Origin of the sequence: Granulicella pectinivorans (assembly GCF_900114625.1) — a bacterium.
Taxonomy (GTDB): domain Bacteria; phylum Acidobacteriota; class Terriglobia; order Terriglobales; family Acidobacteriaceae; genus Edaphobacter; species Edaphobacter pectinivorans.
The window spans coordinates 368,225-389,817 of the sequence record NZ_FOZL01000002.1; the positions used below are offsets into that span (position 1 = coordinate 368,225).

At 62.1% G+C, this 21,593-nt stretch carries 20 protein-coding genes; 13 read left to right on the forward strand and 7 right to left on the reverse strand.

All coding sequences use genetic code 11. The annotated features are described in order from the left end of the window. The first annotated feature begins 33 nt into the window (after window positions 1-33). The gene (gene der / locus BM400_RS19435; RefSeq protein WP_089842951.1) at window positions 34-1,992 is read left to right on the forward strand and encodes a ribosome biogenesis GTPase Der; all 1,959 of its coding nucleotides are present in this window, start codon (window positions 34-36) and stop codon (window positions 1,990-1,992) included. A 329-nt stretch (window positions 1,993-2,321) separates the two neighbouring features. On the opposite strand, the gene BM400_RS19440 is transcribed toward der, so the two are convergent. The 5 genes from BM400_RS19440 to BM400_RS19460 all read right to left on the reverse strand — a co-directional run bounded on the left by BM400_RS19440 (window position 2,322) and on the right by BM400_RS19460 (window position 7,877). After that, window positions 2,322-3,023 carry a lipid-binding SYLF domain-containing protein gene (locus tag BM400_RS19440; protein ID WP_089842954.1) on the reverse strand — a complete coding sequence of 234 codons (702 nt, stop codon included), beginning with the start codon at window positions 3,021-3,023 and terminating at the stop codon, window positions 2,322-2,324. A gap of 229 nt (window positions 3,024-3,252) precedes the next feature. Beyond that, window positions 3,253-5,043, reverse strand: coding sequence for a CocE/NonD family hydrolase (locus tag BM400_RS19445; RefSeq protein WP_089842956.1), 1,791 nt, complete (start codon window positions 5,041-5,043; stop codon window positions 3,253-3,255). Between the two features lie 173 nt (window positions 5,044-5,216). Next, window positions 5,217-6,578, reverse strand: a complete 1,362-nt coding sequence (gene trmFO, locus BM400_RS19450) for a methylenetetrahydrofolate--tRNA-(uracil(54)-C(5))-methyltransferase (FADH(2)-oxidizing) TrmFO (RefSeq protein ID WP_089842959.1) — start codon at window positions 6,576-6,578, stop codon at window positions 5,217-5,219. A 72-nt stretch (window positions 6,579-6,650) separates the two neighbouring features. After that, window positions 6,651-7,139 (reverse strand): GNAT family N-acetyltransferase, encoded by a 489-nt coding sequence (locus tag BM400_RS19455; RefSeq protein WP_089842961.1) that lies wholly within the window; start codon window positions 7,137-7,139, stop codon window positions 6,651-6,653. A 9-nt stretch (window positions 7,140-7,148) separates the two neighbouring features. Continuing rightward, window positions 7,149-7,877 carry a hypothetical protein gene (locus BM400_RS19460; RefSeq protein ID WP_175529152.1) on the reverse strand — a complete coding sequence of 243 codons (729 nt, stop codon included), beginning with the start codon at window positions 7,875-7,877 and terminating at the stop codon, window positions 7,149-7,151. Between the two features lie 107 nt (window positions 7,878-7,984). Between BM400_RS19460 and BM400_RS19465 the strand changes: the two genes are divergently transcribed. The 12 genes from BM400_RS19465 (at window position 7,985) to greB (ending at window position 18,965) form a co-directional block, all read left to right on the forward strand. Then, entirely contained in the window at window positions 7,985-9,265 is a 1,281-nt protein-coding gene (locus BM400_RS19465; protein WP_281245527.1) for a 3-deoxy-D-manno-octulosonic acid transferase, read from the forward strand. Continuing rightward, the gene (lpxK, locus tag BM400_RS19470) at window positions 9,262-10,185 is read left to right on the forward strand and encodes a tetraacyldisaccharide 4'-kinase (RefSeq protein ID WP_089842964.1); all 924 of its coding nucleotides are present in this window, start codon (window positions 9,262-9,264) and stop codon (window positions 10,183-10,185) included. The genes BM400_RS19465 and lpxK overlap by 4 nt, the downstream gene beginning before the upstream one ends. 120 nt (window positions 10,186-10,305) lie before the next feature. Beyond that, the gene (locus BM400_RS19475) at window positions 10,306-11,364 is read left to right on the forward strand and encodes a glycosyltransferase family 9 protein (RefSeq protein WP_245782041.1); all 1,059 of its coding nucleotides are present in this window, start codon (window positions 10,306-10,308) and stop codon (window positions 11,362-11,364) included. A 75-nt stretch (window positions 11,365-11,439) separates the two neighbouring features. Next, on the forward strand, window positions 11,440-12,006 hold the full coding sequence (locus tag BM400_RS19480) for a methyltransferase family protein (RefSeq protein ID WP_089842967.1): 567 nt from the start codon (window positions 11,440-11,442) through the stop codon (window positions 12,004-12,006). Window positions 12,007-12,191: 185 nt separating this feature from the next. After that, window positions 12,192-12,947: a DUF3108 domain-containing protein gene (locus BM400_RS19485; RefSeq protein WP_245782087.1), complete on the forward strand. Its 756-nt coding sequence runs from the start codon at window positions 12,192-12,194 to the stop codon at window positions 12,945-12,947. 148 nt (window positions 12,948-13,095) lie between these two features. Then, a complete protein-coding gene (locus BM400_RS19490; RefSeq protein ID WP_089842970.1) occupies window positions 13,096-13,341 on the forward strand; it encodes a putative signal transducing protein in 246 nt (81 codons plus the stop codon). Next, window positions 13,334-14,026, forward strand: coding sequence for a 7-cyano-7-deazaguanine synthase QueC (queC, locus tag BM400_RS19495; protein ID WP_089842973.1), 693 nt, complete (start codon window positions 13,334-13,336; stop codon window positions 14,024-14,026). Before BM400_RS19490 ends, queC begins: the two co-directional genes overlap by 8 nt. 104 nt (window positions 14,027-14,130) lie before the next feature. Beyond that, entirely contained in the window at window positions 14,131-15,303 is a 1,173-nt protein-coding gene (locus BM400_RS19500; RefSeq protein WP_089842976.1) for a carboxypeptidase-like regulatory domain-containing protein, read from the forward strand. Between the two features lie 65 nt (window positions 15,304-15,368). Further along, window positions 15,369-16,607 carry a molybdopterin molybdotransferase MoeA gene (locus BM400_RS22875; protein ID WP_089843950.1) on the forward strand — a complete coding sequence of 413 codons (1,239 nt, stop codon included), beginning with the start codon at window positions 15,369-15,371 and terminating at the stop codon, window positions 16,605-16,607. 218 nt (window positions 16,608-16,825) lie between these two features. Then, entirely contained in the window at window positions 16,826-17,296 is a 471-nt protein-coding gene (gene moaC, locus BM400_RS19510; RefSeq protein WP_089842978.1) for a cyclic pyranopterin monophosphate synthase MoaC, read from the forward strand. Between the two features lie 40 nt (window positions 17,297-17,336). Further along, window positions 17,337-18,329 carry a family 43 glycosylhydrolase gene (locus tag BM400_RS19515; RefSeq protein WP_217644135.1) on the forward strand — a complete coding sequence of 331 codons (993 nt, stop codon included), beginning with the start codon at window positions 17,337-17,339 and terminating at the stop codon, window positions 18,327-18,329. A 33-nt stretch (window positions 18,330-18,362) separates the two neighbouring features. Next, window positions 18,363-18,965 carry a transcription elongation factor GreB gene (gene greB / locus BM400_RS19520; RefSeq protein ID WP_089842985.1) on the forward strand — a complete coding sequence of 201 codons (603 nt, stop codon included), beginning with the start codon at window positions 18,363-18,365 and terminating at the stop codon, window positions 18,963-18,965. Window positions 18,966-19,018: 53 nt separating this feature from the next. On the opposite strand, the gene egtD is transcribed toward greB, so the two are convergent. After that, window positions 19,019-20,005, reverse strand: coding sequence for an L-histidine N(alpha)-methyltransferase (gene egtD, locus BM400_RS19525; RefSeq protein ID WP_089842988.1), 987 nt, complete (start codon window positions 20,003-20,005; stop codon window positions 19,019-19,021). 127 nt (window positions 20,006-20,132) lie between these two features. Next, window positions 20,133-21,431 (reverse strand): ergothioneine biosynthesis protein EgtB, encoded by a 1,299-nt coding sequence (egtB, locus tag BM400_RS19530; RefSeq protein ID WP_089842990.1) that lies wholly within the window; start codon window positions 21,429-21,431, stop codon window positions 20,133-20,135. Window positions 21,432-21,593 lie beyond the last annotated feature (162 nt).

The following is a 21,593-nucleotide window of genomic DNA, read 5'->3' on the forward strand; positions in this document are numbered from 1 at the left end:
GTGGACGCGTGGCGTCGAGAGAAGGCATGTCGGATGGCGAATAAAGACGGTAGCAAAAGGTTAGGCAAGAAACACAGGCAGGCGGCGACGCGGCCGAAGAAGGGTCGCGCGCCGAAGTCGACGCCGACGACCGGAGCAGTCGATCCACGCAAACGGAAGGTGCTCTCGACCAAGAAGGCCGAGGCCAACAAGCTGGCGCATGTGCCGAAGCGTTCTCCTGAGCGTGAGACGAAGAAGACGATCGCCCCGGAACCTGGTCCGGCGAAGAAGAAGGACACGCGACCGGCGGACGGGATCGTCGGCCGGCAGAAGCCGAACTCCATGAACATGGGGGACCGGGACGACTGGCGCGATGTGGAGTTTCTTGCCGCGCAACTCACGATCGAGACCGAGAAACCAGATGCGAAGGATCTGCCTCTGGTCGCAATCTGCGGACGACCCAACGTGGGTAAGAGCACACTGTTCAACCGTCTGACCGGGTCGCGGCGCTCGATTGTGGGCGACGAGCCGGGCATTACGCGGGACCGGATCTACGGGCAGATGGAGTGGTTTGGGCGTGAGGCGCGGCTGGTCGATACGGGCGGTGTAGTGCCCGATGACGAGGCGCTGATTCCTTCGGAGATCTTCCGGCAGGCGCAGGTGGCGCTCGAAGAGGCCGACTCGATCGTCATGGTGGTCGATGGACGTTCGGAGCTGGCATCGCCGGATATGGAACTGGCGCGGCTTCTGCTGCGCGGGGGCAAGCCATTGTTCCTCGCCGTGAACAAGATGGACTCCGAATCGATGTACTGGCAGGCGGAAAACTTCCGTCAGCTTGGCTTCCGCAACGTGGTGCCAATCTCGGCGGAGCACAACGGCGGCATCGGCGACCTGCTGGATGAGGTCTTCGCTTCCCTGCCTGAACCGAAGACGGAAGAAGACTTCGACGAGACTCCGACGGAAGTGATGATGACGGAGATCGACGAGGAGACCGAAGACTCCGACGGTGCGTGGACGGCTCCCGAGGCGCTGACGGAGGACGAGGTACGCGACCGGCTTGAGGCTGAGCGGGATGCGGATCGCCTTGCGGCACAGGTATATCTCGAGGACCAGCCGACGGCACCGACCGAGCGTCCGCGGATGCTGCGGTCGCATGGTGAGCATGTCTTGAAAGAGACGAAGGTCGCGATTATTGGTCGGCCCAATGTTGGGAAGAGCACGATGCTGAATGCTCTGACCGGCACCGAGCGGGCGATCGTTTCGCCGATTGCCGGGACCACGCGCGATGCGGTCGATGAAGTGGTCGAACGAGGCGGGCATAGTTTCCGGTTTGTCGATACGGCCGGAATTCGGCGCAAGGGCAAGACCAAGCTCATGGCGGAGAAGCTGTCGGTCATTATGGCCCGGAAGCATCTTGAGGCGGCGGACGTTTCGCTGCTGGTGATCGATGCAACCGAGGGTGTGACGGGGCTGGACGCCAATATTGGCGGGTATGCGCATGAAAGTGGCCGGTCCGTGATCATCGTCGTGAACAAGTGGGACCTGATGACGAAGGTGGGCAAGGACGGGATGCGCCTGTGGGATGGCAAGCCGCCGGCCGACCAGAAGATCTACGAGCAGGACGTTCGGGACGCGCTGAAGTACCTGGAATACGCACCTTTGCTTTTCGTTTCGGCGCTGGACGGCAAAGGCGTGGATGCCATGTTCAAGAAGGTCGAGCTGGTGTCGCGTGAGCGCCGCAAGCGCGTCACGACGGGCCAGATGAACAAGTTCCTGGACAAGGTCGACTTCCAGAAGGCTTCGGTGCCGATGAATAAACGCGTTCGCATTTATTACATGACCCAGGCCGCTGTGGCTCCGCCTACGTTTGTGCTGTTCACGGATAAGGATGTGAAGATGCACTTCTCGTTCGAGCGGTTCCTGGCGAACCAGATTCGAGAGCACTTCGGGTTTATCGGGTCGCCGATCTGGTTCAAGATCAAGGCCCGTAACAAGAAGAAGGAAGACAAATAGGTCCGACCTCCTGCCTGAAAAGTGGTATGAAAGTGCACCGATTTCGGTGCACTTTTCTTTTTGCCCGTATCCTGGCGTTCTAAAGGGGTTACGGGTGCGCCATGCGAAAATCCCCATGTTTCACCAGAACACTTTGGGACGGTAAAACGTGGAGAAATGCATGGAAAATATGGCCAACGGACCAGAAAAGCACGTCGCGGTCAAAGTGGTATGGTCGCGCGTCGCTTACCGCACAGCTGTGCTTTTATCAGCCCCATCGGGAGCAGGGCAACAAGAAACCCGCCGCGATTTGTTTCGCGGCGGGCGTTCGTTTGGATCGATGCTGCGGGTTAGTTGGCCTTCTGTGCGCGGCCCTTGCGGAAGAGCTCGTTGACGGTCCGGATGAAGTGGGCTGCTACCCGAGGGGTCGGGACGGCACCGCTGAGGACCTTCTGGTAGGGGACGTCGTCGCCATACAGTGCGGCGGTGTCCTTCACGTTCTGATTGACTTCGTCGCCCTGCAGATCGATGCCGGCGAAGAGTCCCTTGTTGCGGGAGTAGGTGAGGAATTCGGCGTTGGCCAGTTCGGTCGTTGAGGCCTGGGCGCTACGTCCGACGGGACCGGCTGCAACGGAGGCGTCTCCGCCGAGCTTGACCTTCTCGTGGAGGAGGTGCTGGGCGGCCTTGTGGCTGCGACCGATGAGGACGAGGTCGGTGGACTGGCCGCCGATCTGGAAGCCGAAGCTGGCGCCCGCCATCTGGACGAAGACGGGTGCGCTCCAGCCGCGGGGGGTGCGGCAGGTTGCGACTCCCTGACCGTACTCGCCGCCGAAGATGAAGGCTCCCTTTTTGAAGGCGGGGACGACGATGACGCACTGGGCGGAGGCAGCGATGTCGAGCGGGATGCCCTTGTCGGGGGTGTCCATGAGTTCGTGGAGGATGCTGTGGGCCGCTTCGATGCGGTGGACGAGCTTCTCCGGGGCTTGCGCCTGAGCAGCGGGCGCGGCGAGGATGCTGACGGCTACGAGCGCTGAGGCAATGAGGTTACGCATGGGACTCCTTTTATCGGTTCCCTTTGTTGGAGAGCGTTTGCGGTGTCTTCGTTGTATCGCGGAGAAAAGAAAGGCTGGATGGGGCGGACTGATCGTCGCGGCCTCGCCTGGGCGGCGGGGATTCTTTTGCGGACGGGCGTTCTGGAGTGGCGCATTCGAACTGCTGATGCTATGGGCGTTTATGAGGATTGATGCTCCAAGTGCGATACGGGCCATGGTCTACCGATGGTCAGTGGTCGCCAACTGAAAGTGGCATCTTGATCAAGCTATCGCTATGCCAGCGAACTACAAGCGGAACGCCAGCATCCTTGATGGACTCGTCGCTCACGTCGTTTCCGGTTCCATAGTTGATCTGGGCATAGGGATTCTTATTGACGTCCAACAGCACTACCAGCTTGCTGCCCGGAGCCATCACGCGGCTCACCACATTCGTCGCGAACGGTATCCTGACCGATTTTCCAGGCGTCAGGAGAACGCGCTTCTCCGGGTGTCCAGCGTAGCTTGCACGCCCCAGCCAATAGCCAAGGTGGAATAGCCGTCCATCTGCCATCTGTTCAAACACTGCCACTACGAGGTCGGCATCTTTCTTGTTGAGCGTTACATCAAGCTCTCCTGTAAAGGCTCCGCTCATGGTTTGAGGCTTTGCGAACGGCTTGCTGGCGTAGACCATCTCCGTGACCGGCCCATCGTCTTCAAGCTTTGCTTCGATGATGGGACGAGGGTAATAGTGCATGCCATTCAACGTGGAGCGATCAGCGAGGTCCACCGTCTCGGTGACTGCCGCGCTCTTATCACCGTTTTGTGGAAGGAGTGAGTAGTGTCCCTCGTCCTTTACGCTGCTGAAGTAGAACGGAGTTTGCTGTTGTGTCATTTGGGCCAGCGATGAAGCGTGATGCCACTCATTCGCTCCCATGACCTCAAAGTTGATTTTGTCTTTCAGCAACTTAGGCTTTGGGCCTCCACGCATGACGTAATCCATCCATTGATATTCAAGTTCAGGTGTACTGAACTGCGCTGCGGGATCGATGGTGTACCCGCGCAAAACCTTGGCCTTTTCAATGCGGTGACTCCCGATATGGTCATAGGGACCGATGACGACATAATCTTCCGCCCGCGCATTGTATTGAGCGTGCTCTCGTACAAAGTCCAGCGCCGACTGTTGTGCATCGTCGTAATAGCCGGTGATGGTAAGAACCGGAATGTTGATCTGCGCGAAATCCTGTTTGTAGGGCACCATGTCCTGCCAGAATTTGTCGTACGCAGGATGCTGAAGCCAGCGCTGCAGCAAGGGATTTGGCTGCCCGTCAATCTGGTCGATCTTGCGATACGGTTCGCCGCTCGCGAACCACTTCTCCTGCATCCGCTGCCAGCGGGCGGAGTCGTTGTTGGCCTTATCGTCCAGCAGCTTGTTGGCCGTAACGTAGAACGCCCAACTGTAGTTGGCATTCAGAAAGATGTTGTTGGCCATCGGAAGACCATCTCCGGGAATGGCTGCCGCCGAAACGGCAATGGTTTTCAACGCGGGGTGAAGCTTCTTTGCTGCCGCCCAGGCCGTGTACCCCTGGTAGCTTCCTCCTCGCATCCCGACCTGACCGTCGCTCCAGGGCTGCTTCGCAATCCAGTCAATGACGTCATACCCATCCGAGGCCTCGTGCTCGTAGGGCACGATAGGGTCCGGGCTGAGGCGTTTGCCACGCGTATCGGCTATGACGCCCACGTAGCCGTGGTCCGCTGCATCTTTCGCTTTAGCAAGTTGTGCAGGCGGATCCGTATATATATCGACCGTCAGCACCGCAGGTAGCCTTTCGGCAGTCCCCTTTTTTTTCACCACGACCGCCGAGACAACACCACCGTCTCGCATGGGAATCAGAACCTTGTCCCAAATCTGATAGTCGCTGTCAGGATGAGCTGAGGGAGGCTGGGGCTGCTGAGCCGTAGCTGCAGCACGACCTGCGAACAGCGTTACTAAAACCAAAAGTACCTTTGCGACCCAACGCTGCGCAAACCGGGGGATCATCATGATGACGAGCCTACCAAAAGGGACAAATCGCCGAGTATCTCATCGACGTGGTGAACGGTCCTGATATGGCCACGAAAGGCAACTGCAACGGCAGAAGCAGGTTCCTTCTTTGGGGGATGACAACAAGAAAGGACACGGCGAGGACCGGCGAACGTGATTCGGCTGATGCTTCGCTAGGCGTTGAGCCAGGCGTCCCATGCGGCGAGGGCGCGCTCGCATTGCATGGCGTGACGGACCTTCTTGTCGCGGATCTGCTTGCGGAGCTCCTCTTCGAGTGGGACAAGCAGGTCGAAGGTGATGTTCGCGGGTTGGAAGCGTTTGGATTCCGCGTGGGTGATGTAGTGGGTGAGGGAGCCGTTGGCGGAGAGGCGGGGGGCGGGGGTAGGTTCATTCCCTGCTGCCAAGGCTGCGGCGTAGCGGCCGGCGAGGAGGCCCGAGGCGATGGACTCGGTGTAGCCTTCGACGCCCGAGAGCTGGCCGGCGATCATGATGCTGGGGTGGGCCTTGAGCTGGAGGGTTTCGGTGAGCAGGCTGGGGGCATGGATGTAGGTGTTGCGGTGGATCTGGCCGTAGCGGAGGAAGGTCGCGTTTTCGAGGCCGGGGATGAGGGAGAGGACGCGTTTTTGTTCGCCGAATTTTAAGTGGTTCTGGAAGCCTACGAGGTTGTAGGAGTCGGCGCGGAGGTTCTCCTGACGGAGCTGCACGGCGGCATAGGGCCAGCGGCCGGTTTTGGGGTCGGTGAGGCCTACGGGCTTCATGGGGCCGAAGCGGAGGGTGTCGCGGCCGCGGCGGGCGGTCTCTTCGATGGGGAGGCAGCCTTCGAAGTACTGCAACTTTTCCGGCGCGGCGACGGGGTTACCGTCTTCGGGGAGCTTCTCCCAGGACTTTTGCTCGATGGCCTCGGCGGTGGCGAGGGCGTCGATGAAGGTCTCGTACTCGTCTTTGGTGAAGGGGCAGTTGATGTAGTCGGCGGAGCCCTTGTCGTAGCGGGCGGCGAAGTAGACCTTGTCCATGTCGATGGTGCTGGCGTCGACGATGGGGGAGATGGAGTCGTAGAAGGCGAGGTGGTCAGCACCGGTGAGGCGCTGGAGCTCGGCGGCGAGGGCGGGTGAGGTGAGGGGGCCGCTGGCGAGGATGGTGATGGTGTTGGGGTCGTGCTCGTCGAGGTTTGTGACCTCTTCGCGATGGATGGTGATGTTCGGGTTGGATTCAAGGAGGGTGGCGACGCGTTTGGAGAACTCGACGCGGTCGACGGCGAGGGCGTGGCCGGCGGGAACGGCGGTGGCGTCGGCTTCGCGAAGCAATAACGACCCAGCGCGGCGCATCTCCTGCTTGAGAAGCCAGGGGGCGGTGTTTTCGGACTCGGACTTGAGGGAGTTGGAGCAGACGAGTTCGGCGAAGTCGGCTGTTTGGTGGGCTTCTGTCGAGCGGTGCGGGCGCATCTCGTAGAGGGCGACTTTGCAGCCTGCATGTGCGGCTTGGAGGGCGGCTTCGGGGCCGGCTAATCCGCCGCCTATGATTTTGATGGTTTTCATGGTTTTGATCTTTCTCGGACAAACAACGACAACGCAGAAGCAGATCCCCTTCGGGGGTGACAACTCGAAACGCTACAGCTTGGACATGGCGGCTAGTTTGGGGAGGTTTTCGCCGAGGACGCGCATGACGCGCCAGTCCATCATGCGGACGGCGCCGAGGGATTCGTAGAAGCCGATGGCGGTGGTGTTCCACTCGAGGACGTCCCACTGGAGGCGGCGGCAGCCCTCGGAGACGGCGATGGAGGCTACCTTCGTGAGGAGGGCTTTGCCGATTCCCTTGCCGCGGGCCTCGGGGTAGACGAAGAGGTCTTCGAGATGGATGGAGGGGCCTCGCCAGGTGGAGTAGATGAAGAAGAAGAGGGCGAAGGCTACGGGCTTGCCGTCAATCTCGGCGAAGAGGCAGCGGTAGAGTGGCTTTTCGCCGAAACCGTCGCGGAGGAGCTCGGCCTCGGTGAGAACGACCTGGTCGGGCTCGCGTTCGTAGTCGGCGAGGGCGCGGATGAAGGCCAGAATCTGGGGAACGTCTTCGGCGGTGGTGGGCCGGAGGGTGAAGTTGGACATCAGTCTAGTTTACTGTTTGTCGGCGTCCTTGGTGTCTTTTGTGGTGTCTTCGTCTTTCGGGGGTGGCGGGGTTTTCTTGACGGGCTTGGGCTGGGCGGCGAGCCACTTGTCGAAGGGCAGGTTGAAGTCGAAGAGCTGCTTCTTTTCACCCTGCCAGCGGATCTCCTTGAGGAAGAGGGTGGCGTGACGCATGGCGGGGTCGTCGAGGTCGCGGATGTCGTAGAAGAGATAGCCGGAGGCGGTGGTGTGAGGGGCTACCGTGGTGGACGGGAAGGAGAAGTCCTGGTCGTCCTGGGTGATTTTCTTGTCGACCTGCTCGCCGGAGGTGATGGGGATGCTGGCTCCGGGGAACGGGAGGGGCATGCGGCGGCCCTGGGCGGATTTTCGGTTGTAGAGGCGTCGCTGGAGGTCCTCGGGGAGGGCGGCGGGGAGGATGTCCTTGTTTTCGGAGATGAACTGGATGCGGACGTCGTCGAGGGTGAGGGGCTTGTCGCCGTCGTTGGTGATGAAGACGCGGACTGGGAGGAAGCCGTGCTGGATATAGGCGTTGCGGAAGAAGGCGCAGTTTTCGGGCTTGTCGCAGGGCTCGGCGGCCACGGTGACCTTCTCGTTGGGGTGGGCCTCGAAGAGGGTGTACTCGCTGGCGGGCTTGGCGGGGGGCATCTTCTTGTCGGCGGCTGGGGCCGCGAGGGGCAGGGCGAGAAGGGCGGCGAGTACGAGGGCGCGAGGCGGGTTCATGCTGGGTTGATTATGATCTTCGCTGGGGTCGAAAAGAAAGCGCATGCTGCGTTTGACGACGTACATAGCGATTTGGACGACGAAGCTTGAACGACGGGGGAGTGCGGTTGGTTCTGACGATTTATAGCGCTCTGCTGATGATGGGGCTGGTGTTGGGCGCTCCGTGGTGGCTGGCGCGGATGATGACGAGTGGACGGTATCGGGCGGGGCTGGCGGGGCGTCTGGGGGCCGTTCCGGCAGGGATCCGGGAACAGGGATCCGGGAACAGGGTTGTCTGGGTGCATGCGGTTTCGGTGGGGGAGGTGCTGGCGGCTTCGCATCTGGTGGGGGAGCTTAGGGCTAGCGGTTATACCGTAGCGGTTTCTACGACGACGCAGGCTGGGCAGGAGCTGGCGCGGAAGCGGTTTGTGGGATGTGCGGTGTTTTATATGCCGCTTGATTTTGCGTGGGTGATTCGTCGGTATCTGCGGGCCTTGACGCCACAGTTGGTGGTGACGATGGAGAGTGAGCTTTGGCCGAATCTGATTCACCAGTGCAAAACGGCCGGGATTCCGCTGGCGGTGGTGAATGCCCGGATTTCGGACCGGTCCTTTCCTCGCTATATGGCGTTGCGGCGGGTTTGGGGACCGCTTTTGCGGGAGGTTTCACTATTTCTGGCGCAGAGTGAGGCTACGGCGGAGCGGCTGCGGGCGATGGGAGTGGCGGCCGAGCGGGTGGCGATGAGTGGGAATTTGAAGTACGACGTGCGGGCCGGGTTGGAGACAGCGATGACGCGGCGGGTGCGGGGATGGCGGGACGGCCTTGGGGTGGAGATCGTCGTTGCGGGAAGTACGCTGCCGGGGGAGGAGGAGATGCTGCTCGATGCGTGGCTTTCGGTGCAGAAGGGGGCTTCGCCGAAGATGACGATGCTGGTGATTGCGCCGCGGCATACACCTCGTTTCGACGAGGTGTATGCGTTGATTGGGAAGAAGGGGTATGTGGCGGTGCGGTGCTCGGAGTTGCCGGAGTTTGGGGCGGGGGCGCTGTCGGGGAATGTGGTGCTGCTGCTGGATACGATTGGGGATCTGGCTTCGATGTACTCGTTAGCGACGGTGGCGTTTGTGGGGGGGAGCCTGGTGAAGAAGGGTGGACACAATCCGCTGGAGCCGGCGCAGTTTGGGGTGCCGGTGGTGATGGGACCGTCGTGGGAGAACTTCCGGGAGATCGTGGGGGAGGAGATGGTGAAGGCGGAGGCGATCAAGATTGTGACGCCGGAGGAGTTGGTGGGTGCGTTTGTTTTGCTGCTGGGGGACGATGGCGGGATGGGAGAGCGGGGACGGGCGGTGTTTGCGAGTCAGTCAGGGGCTACGGAACGGACGCTGGCGGCGCTGAAAGGGTTGATCGCTTGAAGAGACCATGGCTGCTTCCGCTGGTGCCGGCCTATCGGGCGGCTTTGTGGTTAAAGGAGCGGGTGGCGAAAGCCCCGAAGCGGCTTCCGGCTCGGGTGGTGAGTGTGGGGAGTGTTTCGGCTGGGGGGGCTGGGAAGACTCCGGTGGTGATGCTTGTGGTGGAGATGCTGCGGGCGCAGGGACTTGTCGTAGATGTGCTTTCGCGAGGGTACGGACGGTCGGGCAAGGGTGTGGAGCGGGTGGAGGTGGCGGGTTCGGCGAGCCGGTTTGGCGATGAGCCGATGCTGATGGCGCGGCGATTGGGCGTGCCGGTCTGGGTGGGGTCGGATCGTTACTCGGCGGGCTTGGCGGCGGATGAGGCGGATGTGCATGTGCTGGATGATGGGTTTCAGCACCGGAAGCTGGCGCGGGATCTGGACGTGGTGCTGCTGACCGCGCAGGATGTGCAGGATCGGCTGATTCCGGCAGGGGATCTGCGGGAGCCGCTTTCGGCGCTGGGGCGGGCGGATGTGGTGGTTCTGCGGGAGGAGGAGGCGGGTGCGCTGCGCTCGCTGGTTCCGGCGGGGAAGGCGGTTTGGGTGGTGCGGCGGGTTTTGCGGCTGGAGCGGGCTTTGCCGGAGAAGGTGATTATTTTCTGTGGGATCGCCCGGCCGGATGGGTTTGTTTCGATGCTGGCGGAGGCTGGGGCTATGCAGGGTGAGGGAGTCTTCTTTCCGGATCATCATGCGTTTGGGGTGAGGGATGTGACGCGCTTGATCCGGACGGCGCGGGCGGCGGGGGCGGAGGCGTTTGTAACGACGGAGAAGGATGCGGTGAAGCTGACGGCGTCGATGCGGAAGAGGCTGGAGGAGGTTGGGCCGGTGATTGTGGCGGAGCTTCGGGTGGAGCTGGTGGAGGGGTCGGTTGGGGATCTGCTTTGAGGCTGTGATGGGAAACCATCTCCCAGAAGCAGCAGCCCGGACGTGAGACCCAAGGCTCATAGCCTTGGAGTACCAACAACCCAAGACGAACCCGCCCCACAGATATGAGACGATGGGGGCTTGATCGAGGGGACGCCAAATCGGGTTTTGATTGTGCGTGTGGGGGCGATGGGGGATATCGTCCATGCGCTGCCGGCGGTGGCGGCGCTGCGGCGGGCGCGGGCGGAGTGGCTGATCGACTGGGCGGCCGAGGGACGGTGGTCGGATCTGCTGGTTTCCGTGCTGGAGGACGAGGGTCCGGTGGTGGACGCGGTGGTTCCGGTGCGGGTGGGGTACTGGAAGGCGCATGGTCTTTCGGTGGCCACGTTGAAGGATGTGCTGGCGTTGCGGCGATGGATGCGGGCGGCGCGGTTCGATCGGTGCGTGGATCTGCAGGGGTCGGTACGGTCGGCGGTGATTGGATGGATGGCTGGGACGAGACTGGCAGGGTCGGAGACACCACGGGAGAGTCCGGCGCGGTGGTTGTACAAGCGGCGGGTCCGGACGGCTTCGGTGCATGTGGTGGATCAGGCGTGCGAGATTCTGGGGGCGGCGGTTGGGGTGGCGCTCGAGGCTGGTGCGGGGCCAGTTCCCTTCCCGGAGGATGAGGCGGCGGAGCAGTGGTGCGATGCCTTTCTGGCGGATATTCCGGCGGAGCGGGGGTATGTGGTGCTGGCTCCTACGGCTGGTTGGGGGGCGAAGGAGTGGCCGGCGGAGCGGTTTGGTGAGTTGGCTGGGCGGCTTTGCAATGCGGGGTGGACGGTGCTGGTGAACCTGACCAATCCGAAGAGCAAGCCGGAGGTGGTCGAGGGGAGCGAAGGACGGGCCCTGGTGCTGGACTGCTCGATTGCGCAGTTGACGGCGGTGCTGCGGCGGTCGTCGCTGTTTATTGGGGGGGATACGGGGCCGCTGCATCTGGCGGATGCGCTGGGGGTGGCTTGTGTGGGGCTGTTTGGGCCTACGGATCCGGCGCGGAATGGGCCTTATTTTGGGATGAAGAGTGGGCGGGCAAGAGTCTTGCGGGATACCTTCAGTGTGACGAATCACGCGCGGATACGGGAGACGGAGGCGGGTTTGAGTAGGATTGGGGTGGATGAGGTGTTTCGGGCGGCCCGGGAGTTGTTGCCGAAGCTCCCTTGAGAACAGCGTGGCGGCATGCCCACATCTCAGAAGCGAGATGTGGGGCACCCGAATTTGTGGCGAGATGGAGAACGGATGAGTGAACGGACGGGATGGCAACGGATTGCACGGCGGATCCGGGTTCCGATGGGATTTTGTTTTGCGGGGTTCTTTCTTTGGCTGGCGCGGCCCTCGGCGGTGACGCTGGCATGCAGCCTGCTGCTGGTGCTGCCGGGGCTTTGGCTGCGGGGGTATGCGGCGGGCTATGTGAGGAAGAACGCGGAGCTAACGACGACGGGGCCCTATGGCTATACGCGGAATCCACTGTACCTGGGGTCGATGATGATCGCGTTCGGGTTCGCGGTCGCCGGGGGACAGGTGTGGATCGGGATTACGCTGGCGGCTTTGTTTTTAGCGATTTACCTGCCTACGATCCTGTCGGAAGAGAAGTTTTTGCGGGGTGTGTTTCCGGGTTTTGACGACTACGCGGCGCGGGTTCCGCGGTTGCTGCCACGGCTGACTTCGGCCTCGGCGGGGGATGCTCCGGAGGATCGTGGGGCCTTTTCGAAGCAGCTTTACTTGCATCACCGCGAGTACAATGCTTTGATGGGTGCCGGTGCGATTTACCTGGCGCTTGTGATCCGTTTGCTGCTGCGCCGCTGACATCCCGGAGGATACCGGGGGCGAAGGCGTGGAGCTGTTTTGAGACTCACGGTTTGATTCCGGGCGTGTTGTGGCCGACCCCTGGGGATCACTCTGGACGATATTCCAAAAGATTCGCCCTCGAGGGGTTCGATTTGACACGTTTTCAAGGTATTTTGCTTTTCTCTGTGCTCGGTTGCGTGGGAGTGACAGGGGCTCGTGGCCAGTTGCTGGGGCCGAAGAAGCCGGTTGTTCCGGTGGTGATTCCGACGCTGCAGCCGCCGACTCCGGAGTATGTGTTCCCTGCCAAGCAGACGCTGACGTTCACGGTGGACTGGCGCGTATTTACCGCTGGGACCGCGGTCTTCCAGATTGAGCAGCAGGGGACGACCGAGAAGGTGACGGCGACCGGCGACTCGGTGGGCGCGGTGAATATGCTGTTTCCTGTGGTGGACAAGTTCCAGGCCGGGTTCGACACGAAGACGGGCTGCTCGACGGGATTTTCGAAGCAGTTGCAGGAGGGACGCCGCAAGGTGAACTCCGATCTGACGTTCGACTACCAGACGGGCAAGCAAAGCCTTGTTGAAAAGAACATGGTGAAGGGGACGTCGAAGAGCCTGAGCGCTTCGATTCCGGCGTGCGTGGCGGATTCGCTTTCGGCGATCTTTTATGTGGCGAGCCAACACCTGACGATCGGGCAGCAGGTGAATTTTCCGCTGGCGGATGCGATGCGGACGGTGACGGTGGCGATGAAGGTGGAGGCTCGGGAGGAGATCAAGACTCCGGCGGGCACGTTTACCACGCTGCGGGTGCAGCCGACGGCGGATGAGGGCGTGGTGAAGAGCCGCGGGCAGATCTGGATCTGGTACACGGACGACGCGCGGCATATGCCGGTGCAGATTCGGGCGAAGCTGTTCTGGGGGACGATTACGTTTCATCTGCAGTCGGTTGAGGCGAAGTAGGAATCTTCGCGGTTGTTGGAGCCGAGACGATTGCCTTTGGGAATCAGTACATGGCTCGTAAGGGCGAGTTTTTTGGGTACGGCTGCAGCGTGCCCTTCCGTCCTTCTCCGTCCTTTGGATTTTGTGGCTGGCTGGAAATGAGGATGCGATGGCGGGAGTTTCGGGGAAATTGGTGACGGTGGCGAAGTTTCTGGAGCCGTTCGATGCGCAGATTGCGAAGGGCGCGCTGGAGTCGGCGGGCATCGAGTGCTTTTTGCAGGGAGAACAGGCGAATCTGCTGAATGCGTTTGCGTTTCGGGCGCGGCTGAAGGTGGGCGAAGCGGATGCGGAGGCGGCGCGCGAGGTGCTGGCCGGCTCGGCAGATCTGGTTGAGGGAGATGTTGGCGATGAGTAAGCCAAAGGCTGTGTTGTGTCTTTCGGGGGGGATGGACTCCTGCGTGTGTGCGGCGCTGGCGGCGCGGGACTACGAGGTCTATGCGCTGCACTTCAGCTATGGGCAGCGGACGGAGCTGAGGGAGCTACAGTCGGCGCGGGAGATTGTGCGGCTGACGAACGCCAAGGAGCTGATGCATCTGACGATCGACCTGTTCCGGAAGATTGGGGGGTCGGCGCTGACGGATGAGGCGATTGCGGTACCGGATGCGGTGGAGCATGTGGACGGGTCGGACCGGGTGGGCGATGAGGTTCCGGTGACGTATGTGCCGTTTCGGAATGCACACTTTCTTTCGGCGGCGGTGAGCTGGGCGGAGGTTCTGGGGGCGGAGACGATTTTGATTGGCGCGGTGGAGCAGGATAGCTCGGGGTATCCCGATTGCCGTCCGTCGTACTATGCGGCGTTCAATGAGCTGATCAAGATGGGGACCAAGGACGGGACGATTCGGGTGGAGACGCCCCTGATTGCGATGCGGAAGAGGGAGATCGTGGCGTTGGGAGTTGAACTAGGCGCTCCGTTCCATGTAAGTTGGTCATGCTATGCCAGCGGCACGGAGGCTTGCGGCGTGTGCGAGAGCTGCGCGTTGCGGCTGAAGGCGTTCGAGGAGGCTGGGGCGGTCGATCCGATCGTTTATAGCCGTCGTTGAAGAGCAGAGTTTTGAGGTTTCTTCCCGCGCGGTGCGAGATGCGCGTGGATATCCAGGATTGAGTGTTTTCAAGATACAAGGAATTGAAACCAGAGGGTAAAGCGATGAAGCGTTTTGGATGGAAGACGATGGGCGGCGCGATTGCAGTGGCGCTGCTGGCAATCTTGGGTTCGGTGACACCGGCGCAGTCGGCGGCGCAGACGGCTCCTGGCACGGTGCATGGACATGTGAACAACGCGGCGGGTCTGCCGATTGCGAAGGGTGAGGTTAAGTTTACGACCGACCGCACTTCGGAAGAGAAGTCCCGCAAGTACCCGTTTTCGTTTCCGCTGGATGCCAATGGCGACTACAAGGGTGAAGGGCTCGCTCCTGGCACGTACCTGGCGGTGGTCTTCTCGGATGGCAAGAGCATCGATTTTCTCGACAACATCGAGATTAAGTCCGGCACGGACAAGGTCGTGAGCTTCGACATGACGCGCAAGGAGTACATGGACAAGATGACTCCGGAAGAGCGCAAGGCGGTCGAGGAGTTCAAGAAGAAGAACGCGGATGTTTCGGCTGCGAATGCAAAGGTCGCGAACCTGAATGCGATGCTGGGTTCGGCGCGTGCGGACATCAAGGCGAAGAACTTCGACAACGCCGTAACGACGATGACGCAGGCGACGGCGGCGAAGCCGGATGAGTCCATTCTGTGGGTGGTGCTGGGCGATGCGCAGCTTGGCGCAGCCGATGCGGCGAAGGCCAAGGGCGATGCGACCGCTGTGCAGAAGTACAAGGATGCGGCGGCGTCTTACCAGAAGGGCATCGATCTGAACGCGGTTGCGAAGAAGCCGAGCCCGGAGACGGCTGGCGCGGCGTACAACCAGCTTGGACAGGCACTGGCCAAGAGCGGCGATCCGAAGGCTGCTTCGGCGGCGTATGACGGCGCGGCGAAGGCACAGCCGGCACAGTCGGGCATGTACATGTTCAACGAGGCGGCGACGCTGTTGAACGCGGGCCTGAACGACGATGCTGCGCTTGCGGCGGATAAGGCGATTGCCGCCGATCCGAAGCGCGCGGATGCTTACTACATCAAGGGACAGGCGCTGATCTCGAAGGTGACGGTCGACCCGAAGACACAGAAGATCGTGGCTCCTCCGGGCTGCGTCGAGGCGTACCAGAAGTACCTGGAGATCGCTCCGGATGGTCCGCATGCGAAGGATGTGGCGGATATTCTGACGGGTATCGGCGCAACCGTAAGCTCCAGCTACAAGGCTGGTAAGGCTGGCAAGAAGTAGGCTGTTCGCAGTGCTGGAGAGCCCTGGGCCTTGGCCTGGGGCTTTTCCTTTTTTTGGGGGGTCGTGTGAGTGTTCTCGGGTTCGATGAGGCGTTGGCTGTGGTGCTGGAGCATGCGCGTGGGTTGGGGGCTCCGCCGCTGATCGAGGTGGTGGCGCTGAAGGATGCGGTGGGAAGGGTGATCGCGGAGCCGGTGCGGGCGGACCGGGATCAGCCGCCGTTCGACCGGTCGACGCGGGATGGGTTTGCGGTGCGGTCGGGTTCGTTTGCCTCTGGCGCGACGCTTCGGGTGATGGGTGAGGTGCGGGCCGGGGAGCGGTGGAGCGGTGGCCGGGTGGGCGAGGGGGAGGCGGTGAAGATCATGACCGGGGCTCCCCTGCCGACGGGGGCGGATGCGGTGGCGATGGTGGAGTTTGTGGAGGTGGTGGGAGAGGGAATACGGACGGTGGCGGGCCGTGGTTTGGCCCGGTTCGAGAACGTGGTGTTGCGCGGGAGCGAGGCGCGGGCGGGGTATGTGGTGATGGCGGCGGGGACGGTGGTGGGCGCGGCGGAGATTGGCCTGGCGGCGACATGCGGGCGGGCGGAGCTGACGGTGTACAGGAGGCCGATGGTGGCGGTGATCGCCACGGGGGATGAGCTGGTGGAGGTCGGTTCGGGGAGGGCGCTGGAGGAGGAAGAGATCTGGAACTCGAATGGGCATGCGCTGCGGGCGCTGGTGCATGGGTCGGGTGGGTTTGGGGGGAAGCTGGCGATTGCGCGGGATACGCTCGAGGACGTCACGGAGAGGGTTTTGCAGGGGCGGGCGTGGGATCTGATGATCTTGTCGGGTGGGGTGTCGATGGGAGAGTACGACCTGGTGGAGGAGGTGCTCGCCGGGCTGGGGGCGGAGTTCTTTTTTACCGGGGTGAAGATGCAGCCCGGCAAGCCGGTGGTGTTCGGGCGGCTGCCGGAGCGGGACGGGGCGAAGGCGTGCTACTTCTTTGGGTTGCCGGGGAATCCGGTTTCGACGCAGGTTACGTTTCATTGCTTTGTGGAGCCTTTTTTGAAGGCGATGGCGGGTGGGGTGGTGGAGGGGCCGTTGTTTGTGCAAGCTGCTTTGCGTGAGGCGGTGCCGGGGAGTACGGGGCGGATGCGGTTTCTGCCGGCTCGGTTGGGGCGGGATCGGGTTGGGCCTTCGGTGACGCTTGTTGGGTGGCAGGGGTCGGGGGATATGGCGGCGAATGCGCGGGCGAACTGCTATGCGGTGCTGCCGCAGCGGGAGGGGGAGTTTGCGGCGGGTGAGGTGATTTCGGTGCTGCTGCGGTAGGATGCGGGGATGAGCCAGACGCGACCAACTGCCCGGACGAAACGCAGCCTCTATCTCGAACTTTGCGGCTGAATGGTGATGTTTGGGTTGGGTGTGTTCGAGATTGGCTGGCAGCCATGGCGGCTGGGTGGAATCGGGGGAGTCTCGATCTGGCTGCAGGTGGCCGTTTCGTTGCTCTCGATGGGCAAGGTGGTCTGGAATATACGGACGGGAGATCGATGAGCAAGTTGTCGCATTACGATGAGGCAGGGGAGGCTCACATGGTGGATGTGAGCGGGAAGACGGCTACGCGGCGGGAGGCGACGGCGGGGGCGTTTGTGGAGCTCTCCGAGGCGGTGCTGGCGGCGCTGCCGCAGAACCCGAAGGGGAATCCGCTGGAGGTGGCGCGGTTTGCGGGGATTATGGCGGCGAAGCAAACGTCTTCGTTGATTCCGATGTGTCATCCGCTGGCGCTGAGCTTTGTGGATGTTGCGGCTACGGTGGTGGCGGGTGGGGTGAAGATCGAGGCGACCGCGGCGACTACGGCTGGCACGGGTGTGGAGATGGAGGCCATGGTGGCGGCCTCGGTCGCGGCGCTGACGGTGTATGACATGACCAAGGCGCTGGATAAAGGGATTCGGATTCGTGAGGTTGTGCTGTTGAGGAAGAGTGGGGGGAAGAGTGGGGATTATGTTCGAAGCGAAGTTTAGGATTCCAGGCACGGAGACACCCACATCTCAGAGGCGAGATGTGGGGCACCCTCGTTTGTGGCTCTTTCTGCTGCTTGCGCTTACCGTTGGGGCTTCGGCGCAGGGGGTGATCCGGCCCGGTGAGGTCTGGAAGGATGACCAGGGGCGGCAGATTCAGGCGCATGGGGGCGGGATTCTCAAACAGGGAAAGACGTTTTACTGGTTTGGCGAAGAGCGGGAGCAGGGGCGGGATACTTCGAAGAAATACGTCGGTTGCTACTCGTCGAAGGATCTTGTGCACTGGAAGTTTCGAAAGCTGATTGCGTTTGCCGATCCGGAGAACTTTGGGGCGCACTGGATTCTGGAGAGGCCGAAGGTCTACTTCAATGCGAAGACGAAGAAGTTTGTGATGTATATGCATATTGACGGGCCGGAGAGGCCCGGAGGGCCGGGGTATGGGCTGGCTCGGGTGGGGATCGCGGTGAGCGACAAGGTGGATGGGGATTACACGTATGTGAAGAGCTTTCGGCCGCTGGGGCATGAGAGCCGGGATATCGGGCAGTTTGTGGATGACGATGGGACGGCGTATCTGATTACCGAGGACAGGCCGTTTGGGTTCCGGATCGAGAAGCTGACCGACGACTTCATGGGGATTGAGAAGCAGATGACGTTAATCCCGATGCACATGGAGGGTGGGGCTCTGGTGCATTACAAGGGTCTTTACTATGCGGTCGGGTCGGCGCTGACGGGGTGGAATGCGAATCCGAACAAGTACGCTACGGCTACGAGCCTGGAAGGGCCTTGGTCGGAGTTCAAGGATATCGCTCCGCCGGAGACGAAGACGTATGGGTCGCAGTCTACGTTGCTGCTGAAGATTGTGGGGACGAAGACGACTTCGGTGATCTTTATGGGGGATGTGTGGAAGGCGAAGACGCTTTGGGACTCGCGGTATCTTTGGATGCCGGTGGAGATTGGGGATGGGGTTTTGAAGCTGCCGGAGCCTAAGCCCTGGACGATTGATGTGAAGACGGGTGTGACGAAGGTCCTGCCTTAGTTTCGATCGAACGGCGCTCTGAGGGGTTGCGATTTGCAAAAGGGGTTTACGAGAAGACCGAAGGCCGAGGAACCCGCGCCGGCGAACCACGGCAAGAACTACATCACTCCAGCCGGGATCGAACGCCTGAAAGAGGAGCGCCATTTCCTGATCACCAAGGATCGTCCAGCCGTGGTGCAGGTGGTGGCGTGGGCTGCGAGCAATGGCGATCGCAGCGAAAATGCCGACTACCAGTACAGCAAGCGGCGGCTGCGGCAGATCGATGGACGGGTTCGCTTCCTGACCAAGCGGATCGAAGCCGCGGAGGTGGTCGACCCGGAGGCTCCGAGGACGGGGCTGCGGGCGACGAGGGCGTTCTTTGGGGCGACCGTGCGGTATGCAAATGCCGCGGGGGAAGAGCGGGTGGTGAGCATCGTCGGGACCGATGAAGTCGATCTCGACCGCGGCCATGTCAGTTGGGAGTCGCCGCTGGGGCGCGCCTTGATGAAAGCGGGAGAGTACGACGAGGTGGTTCTGCGTGCGCCGGGCGGCACGGAGACGCTGACTGTGTTGGAGGTGCGGTACGAGCGGATTGCCGTGGAACCGTTTCGGGTGCCGGCTGCGTTCGACGGGGCGACCAAGGGGCTTGATCGCTGACAGGCACATCCACATCTCAGAAGCGGATGTGGGGCACCCGGGTTTGTGGCTCGCTAGACTGCGGTGGCTAGAGTTACGGCGAAGAGGTTCTTTTCGTCGTGGTAGGTCTTAGTCGGGGTGTAGCCGGTGGTCTTGAAGAGCTCCGCAAGGGCGGGTTGGGTGAATTTGTAACTGTTCTCGGTGTGGATGGTCTCGCCCTGTTCGAAGGTGATGGTCAGATCACAGGCGCGGAGATGGACCGTCTGGCGGTGCTGCGATTCCAGGTGCATCTCGATGCGGGATTCGATCGCGCTCCAGCGGGCTACGTGGCGGAAACACTCCGGGCGGAAGTCGGCGTCGAGGTCGCGGTTAAGGCGGGTGAGGATGTTGCGGTTGAAGGCGGCGGTGACTCCTGCCGCGTCGTCGTAGGCGGCTAGTAGAGTGGCGATGGACTTTGCGGGGCTGGGTGCCAGATCGGTGCCGAGGAGGATGACGTCGCCGGGCTGAAGCTGGGCGCGGAGGTTCGCGAGGATGGCCTGGGCCTCTTCGGGCGAGAAGTTGCCGATACTGGAGCCGATGTAGAGGGCGAGGATCCTGGCGCCTTCGGGGCGCTCGAGGGAGATGGGTTCGGTGGTGTAGTTGGCGAGCTGGGGGCGAACGAGGAGGCCGGGGATGGCGCGCTCCAGCAGCTCGGTGGCCTCGTCGAGGCAGGTCTGGCTGACATCGATGGGTTGATAGAGGAGCTCGGGCTGGCGGGCGATGGCGGCGCGGAGGAGGATGCCGGTCTTGGTCGCGGTGCCTGCGCCCAGTTCGGCGATGGTGAGATGTTCGGCGTTCTCAGCAAGGACGGAGGAGATGATTTCGCGGGCGTTTGCTTGGAAGATGGCGCGCTCGGTGCGGGTGAGGTAGTACTCGGGGAGGGCGGTGATCTGCTCGAAGAGATGCGAGCCGGACTCGTCGTAGAAGAGCCACGGCGGAAGGGTGCGCGGGGTTACGGTGAGGCCCGCGCTGGCGGCGAGGGCTACGGCCTGGGTGGTGGAGACTGCTTCTGCTGTGGGCAAACCGGTTCCCTCTTCAACACTGAGCGAGTGTATGTCTGGGTTCGATGCGATGTATAGCCCATGGGGTGCGGCCCGGAGAACATTTGATGGACAGGAGTGCAAAGTCTGCTGACAATGCCTGACACGGCTAAACCTCCTTTGCGAGACGGAGTCCGGAGAACTGCCAGCGGGTGGAGGGAGGGAAGAAGTTGCGGTAGGTGGACCGGATGTGGGTGGCGGGGGTGACGCAGGAGCCTCCGCGGAGGATGATCTGCGAGGACATGAACTTACCGTTGTACTCGCCGAGGGCTCCGGGGAGGGGTTTGTAGCCGGGGTATCCGGTGTAAGGGCTGGCGGTCCACTCCCAGGTGTCGCCGAAGAGCTGGGTGGTGGTGGCGGGGGTGGGGTGGAGGGCTTCGGTCTCGATGAAGTTGGAGGCGGCAGGGATCGGGGATTGGGTGGCGGCGTATTCCCACTCGAATTCCGTGGGGAGACGACACCCCTTCCAACGGGCGAAGGCATCGGCCTCGAAGAAGCTGAGGTGACAGACGGGGGTTTCGGCGAGGCCGTCCTGCTCGGGCAGGGGTTCGAAGCCGTGGAGGGTGTAGATCTTCCAGCCCGTTGGAGAGGCCTGGTCGCGGGTCCAGTAGAGCGGGGCCTGCCAGCCCTCGTTGCGGAGGGTGGTCCATCCCTCGGAGAGCCAGAGTTCGGGACGGGTGTAGGCGTTGTCGTTCATGAAGGCCAGGTATTCGGCGCAGGTGACGAGACGGTCGGCCAGGGCGAAGGGGCGAAGGAAGACGGTGTGCTGGGGGGTCTCGTTGTCGAAGGCGAAGGCCTCGGGGGAGTTGGGGTCGGGGGTGACGCCGATCTGGACGAGGCCGTTTTCTGGAGCGTAGGTGGTGAAGGTGAGGGCGGGGGCGATTCCCTTTTGTTCTGGAGCTTCTTTGTACGCGGGGTGGAGGGGGTTCGTGAAGAGGGCGTGCTTGATGTCGGTGGCGATGAGCTCCTGGTGCTGCTGCTCGTGTTCGAAGCCGAGGGCCATGCGGCGGATGGGCTCGTCGTCGACGGTCGTTGCGAGAAGCTGCTCGACGGCGGCGTCGACGTGGATGCGGTAGGCGAGGATCTGGTCGAGGGGGGGCCGGGAGAAACTGGCGCGGAGCTTCTTCTCGGGCATGTCGCCGAGGGAGTTGTAGTAGGAGTTGAAGAGCCAGAGGAAGTCGGGGTGGAAGGGCTTGTAGTGGGGGAGGAAGTCGCGAAGGATGAAGGTCTCGAAGAACCAGGTGGTGTGGGCGAGGTGCCACTTGACCGGGCTGGCCTCGGGGGTGGACTGGACCATCAGGTCTTCGGGGGTGAGGGGGCCGACGAGGGCCATGGTCGCGGAACGGACGAGTCGGAAGCGGGTGAGGAGGGATTCGGCCAGAGCGGAGGCAGAGGTGGTGGTCGGCATGGGGTCTCCCGGGGTGTGGTGACTATCTTATGGGATCGGCGCGGGCCGATTGTGGCGTTTCGAGCGTAATTCAAGATTGGATGCATCCGGCAGGGATCGGTCGGTGGATTTTTTGGGCGCGACCGCATGGTGGGGATGTATAAATGGCCGAACGACGGAGGA

Coding starts and splice junctions, on each gene's coding strand:
- trmFO (WP_089842959.1), bottom strand. CDS start 6,578: ATGAAAACCATCAAAATCATAGGCGGCGGATTAGCCGGCCCCGAAGCC.
- egtB (WP_089842990.1), bottom strand. CDS start 21,431: ATGCCGACCACCACCTCTGCCTCCGCTCTGGCCGAATCCCTCCTCACC.
- BM400_RS19440 (WP_089842954.1), bottom strand. CDS start 3,023: ATGCGTAACCTCATTGCCTCAGCGCTCGTAGCCGTCAGCATCCTCGCC.
- BM400_RS19455 (WP_089842961.1), bottom strand. CDS start 7,139: ATGTCCAACTTCACCCTCCGGCCCACCACCGCCGAAGACGTTCCCCAG.
- BM400_RS19445 (WP_089842956.1), bottom strand. CDS start 5,043: ATGATGATCCCCCGGTTTGCGCAGCGTTGGGTCGCAAAGGTACTTTTG.
- BM400_RS19490 (WP_089842970.1), top strand. CDS start 13,096: ATGGCGGGAGTTTCGGGGAAATTGGTGACGGTGGCGAAGTTTCTGGAG.
- moaC (WP_089842978.1), top strand. CDS start 16,826: ATGAGCAAGTTGTCGCATTACGATGAGGCAGGGGAGGCTCACATGGTG.
- BM400_RS19480 (WP_089842967.1), top strand. CDS start 11,440: ATGAGTGAACGGACGGGATGGCAACGGATTGCACGGCGGATCCGGGTT.
- BM400_RS19500 (WP_089842976.1), top strand. CDS start 14,131: ATGAAGCGTTTTGGATGGAAGACGATGGGCGGCGCGATTGCAGTGGCG.
- queC (WP_089842973.1), top strand. CDS start 13,334: ATGAGTAAGCCAAAGGCTGTGTTGTGTCTTTCGGGGGGGATGGACTCC.
- BM400_RS19460 (WP_175529152.1), bottom strand. CDS start 7,877: ATGAACCCGCCTCGCGCCCTCGTACTCGCCGCCCTTCTCGCCCTGCCC.
- der (WP_089842951.1), top strand. CDS start 34: ATGGCGAATAAAGACGGTAGCAAAAGGTTAGGCAAGAAACACAGGCAG.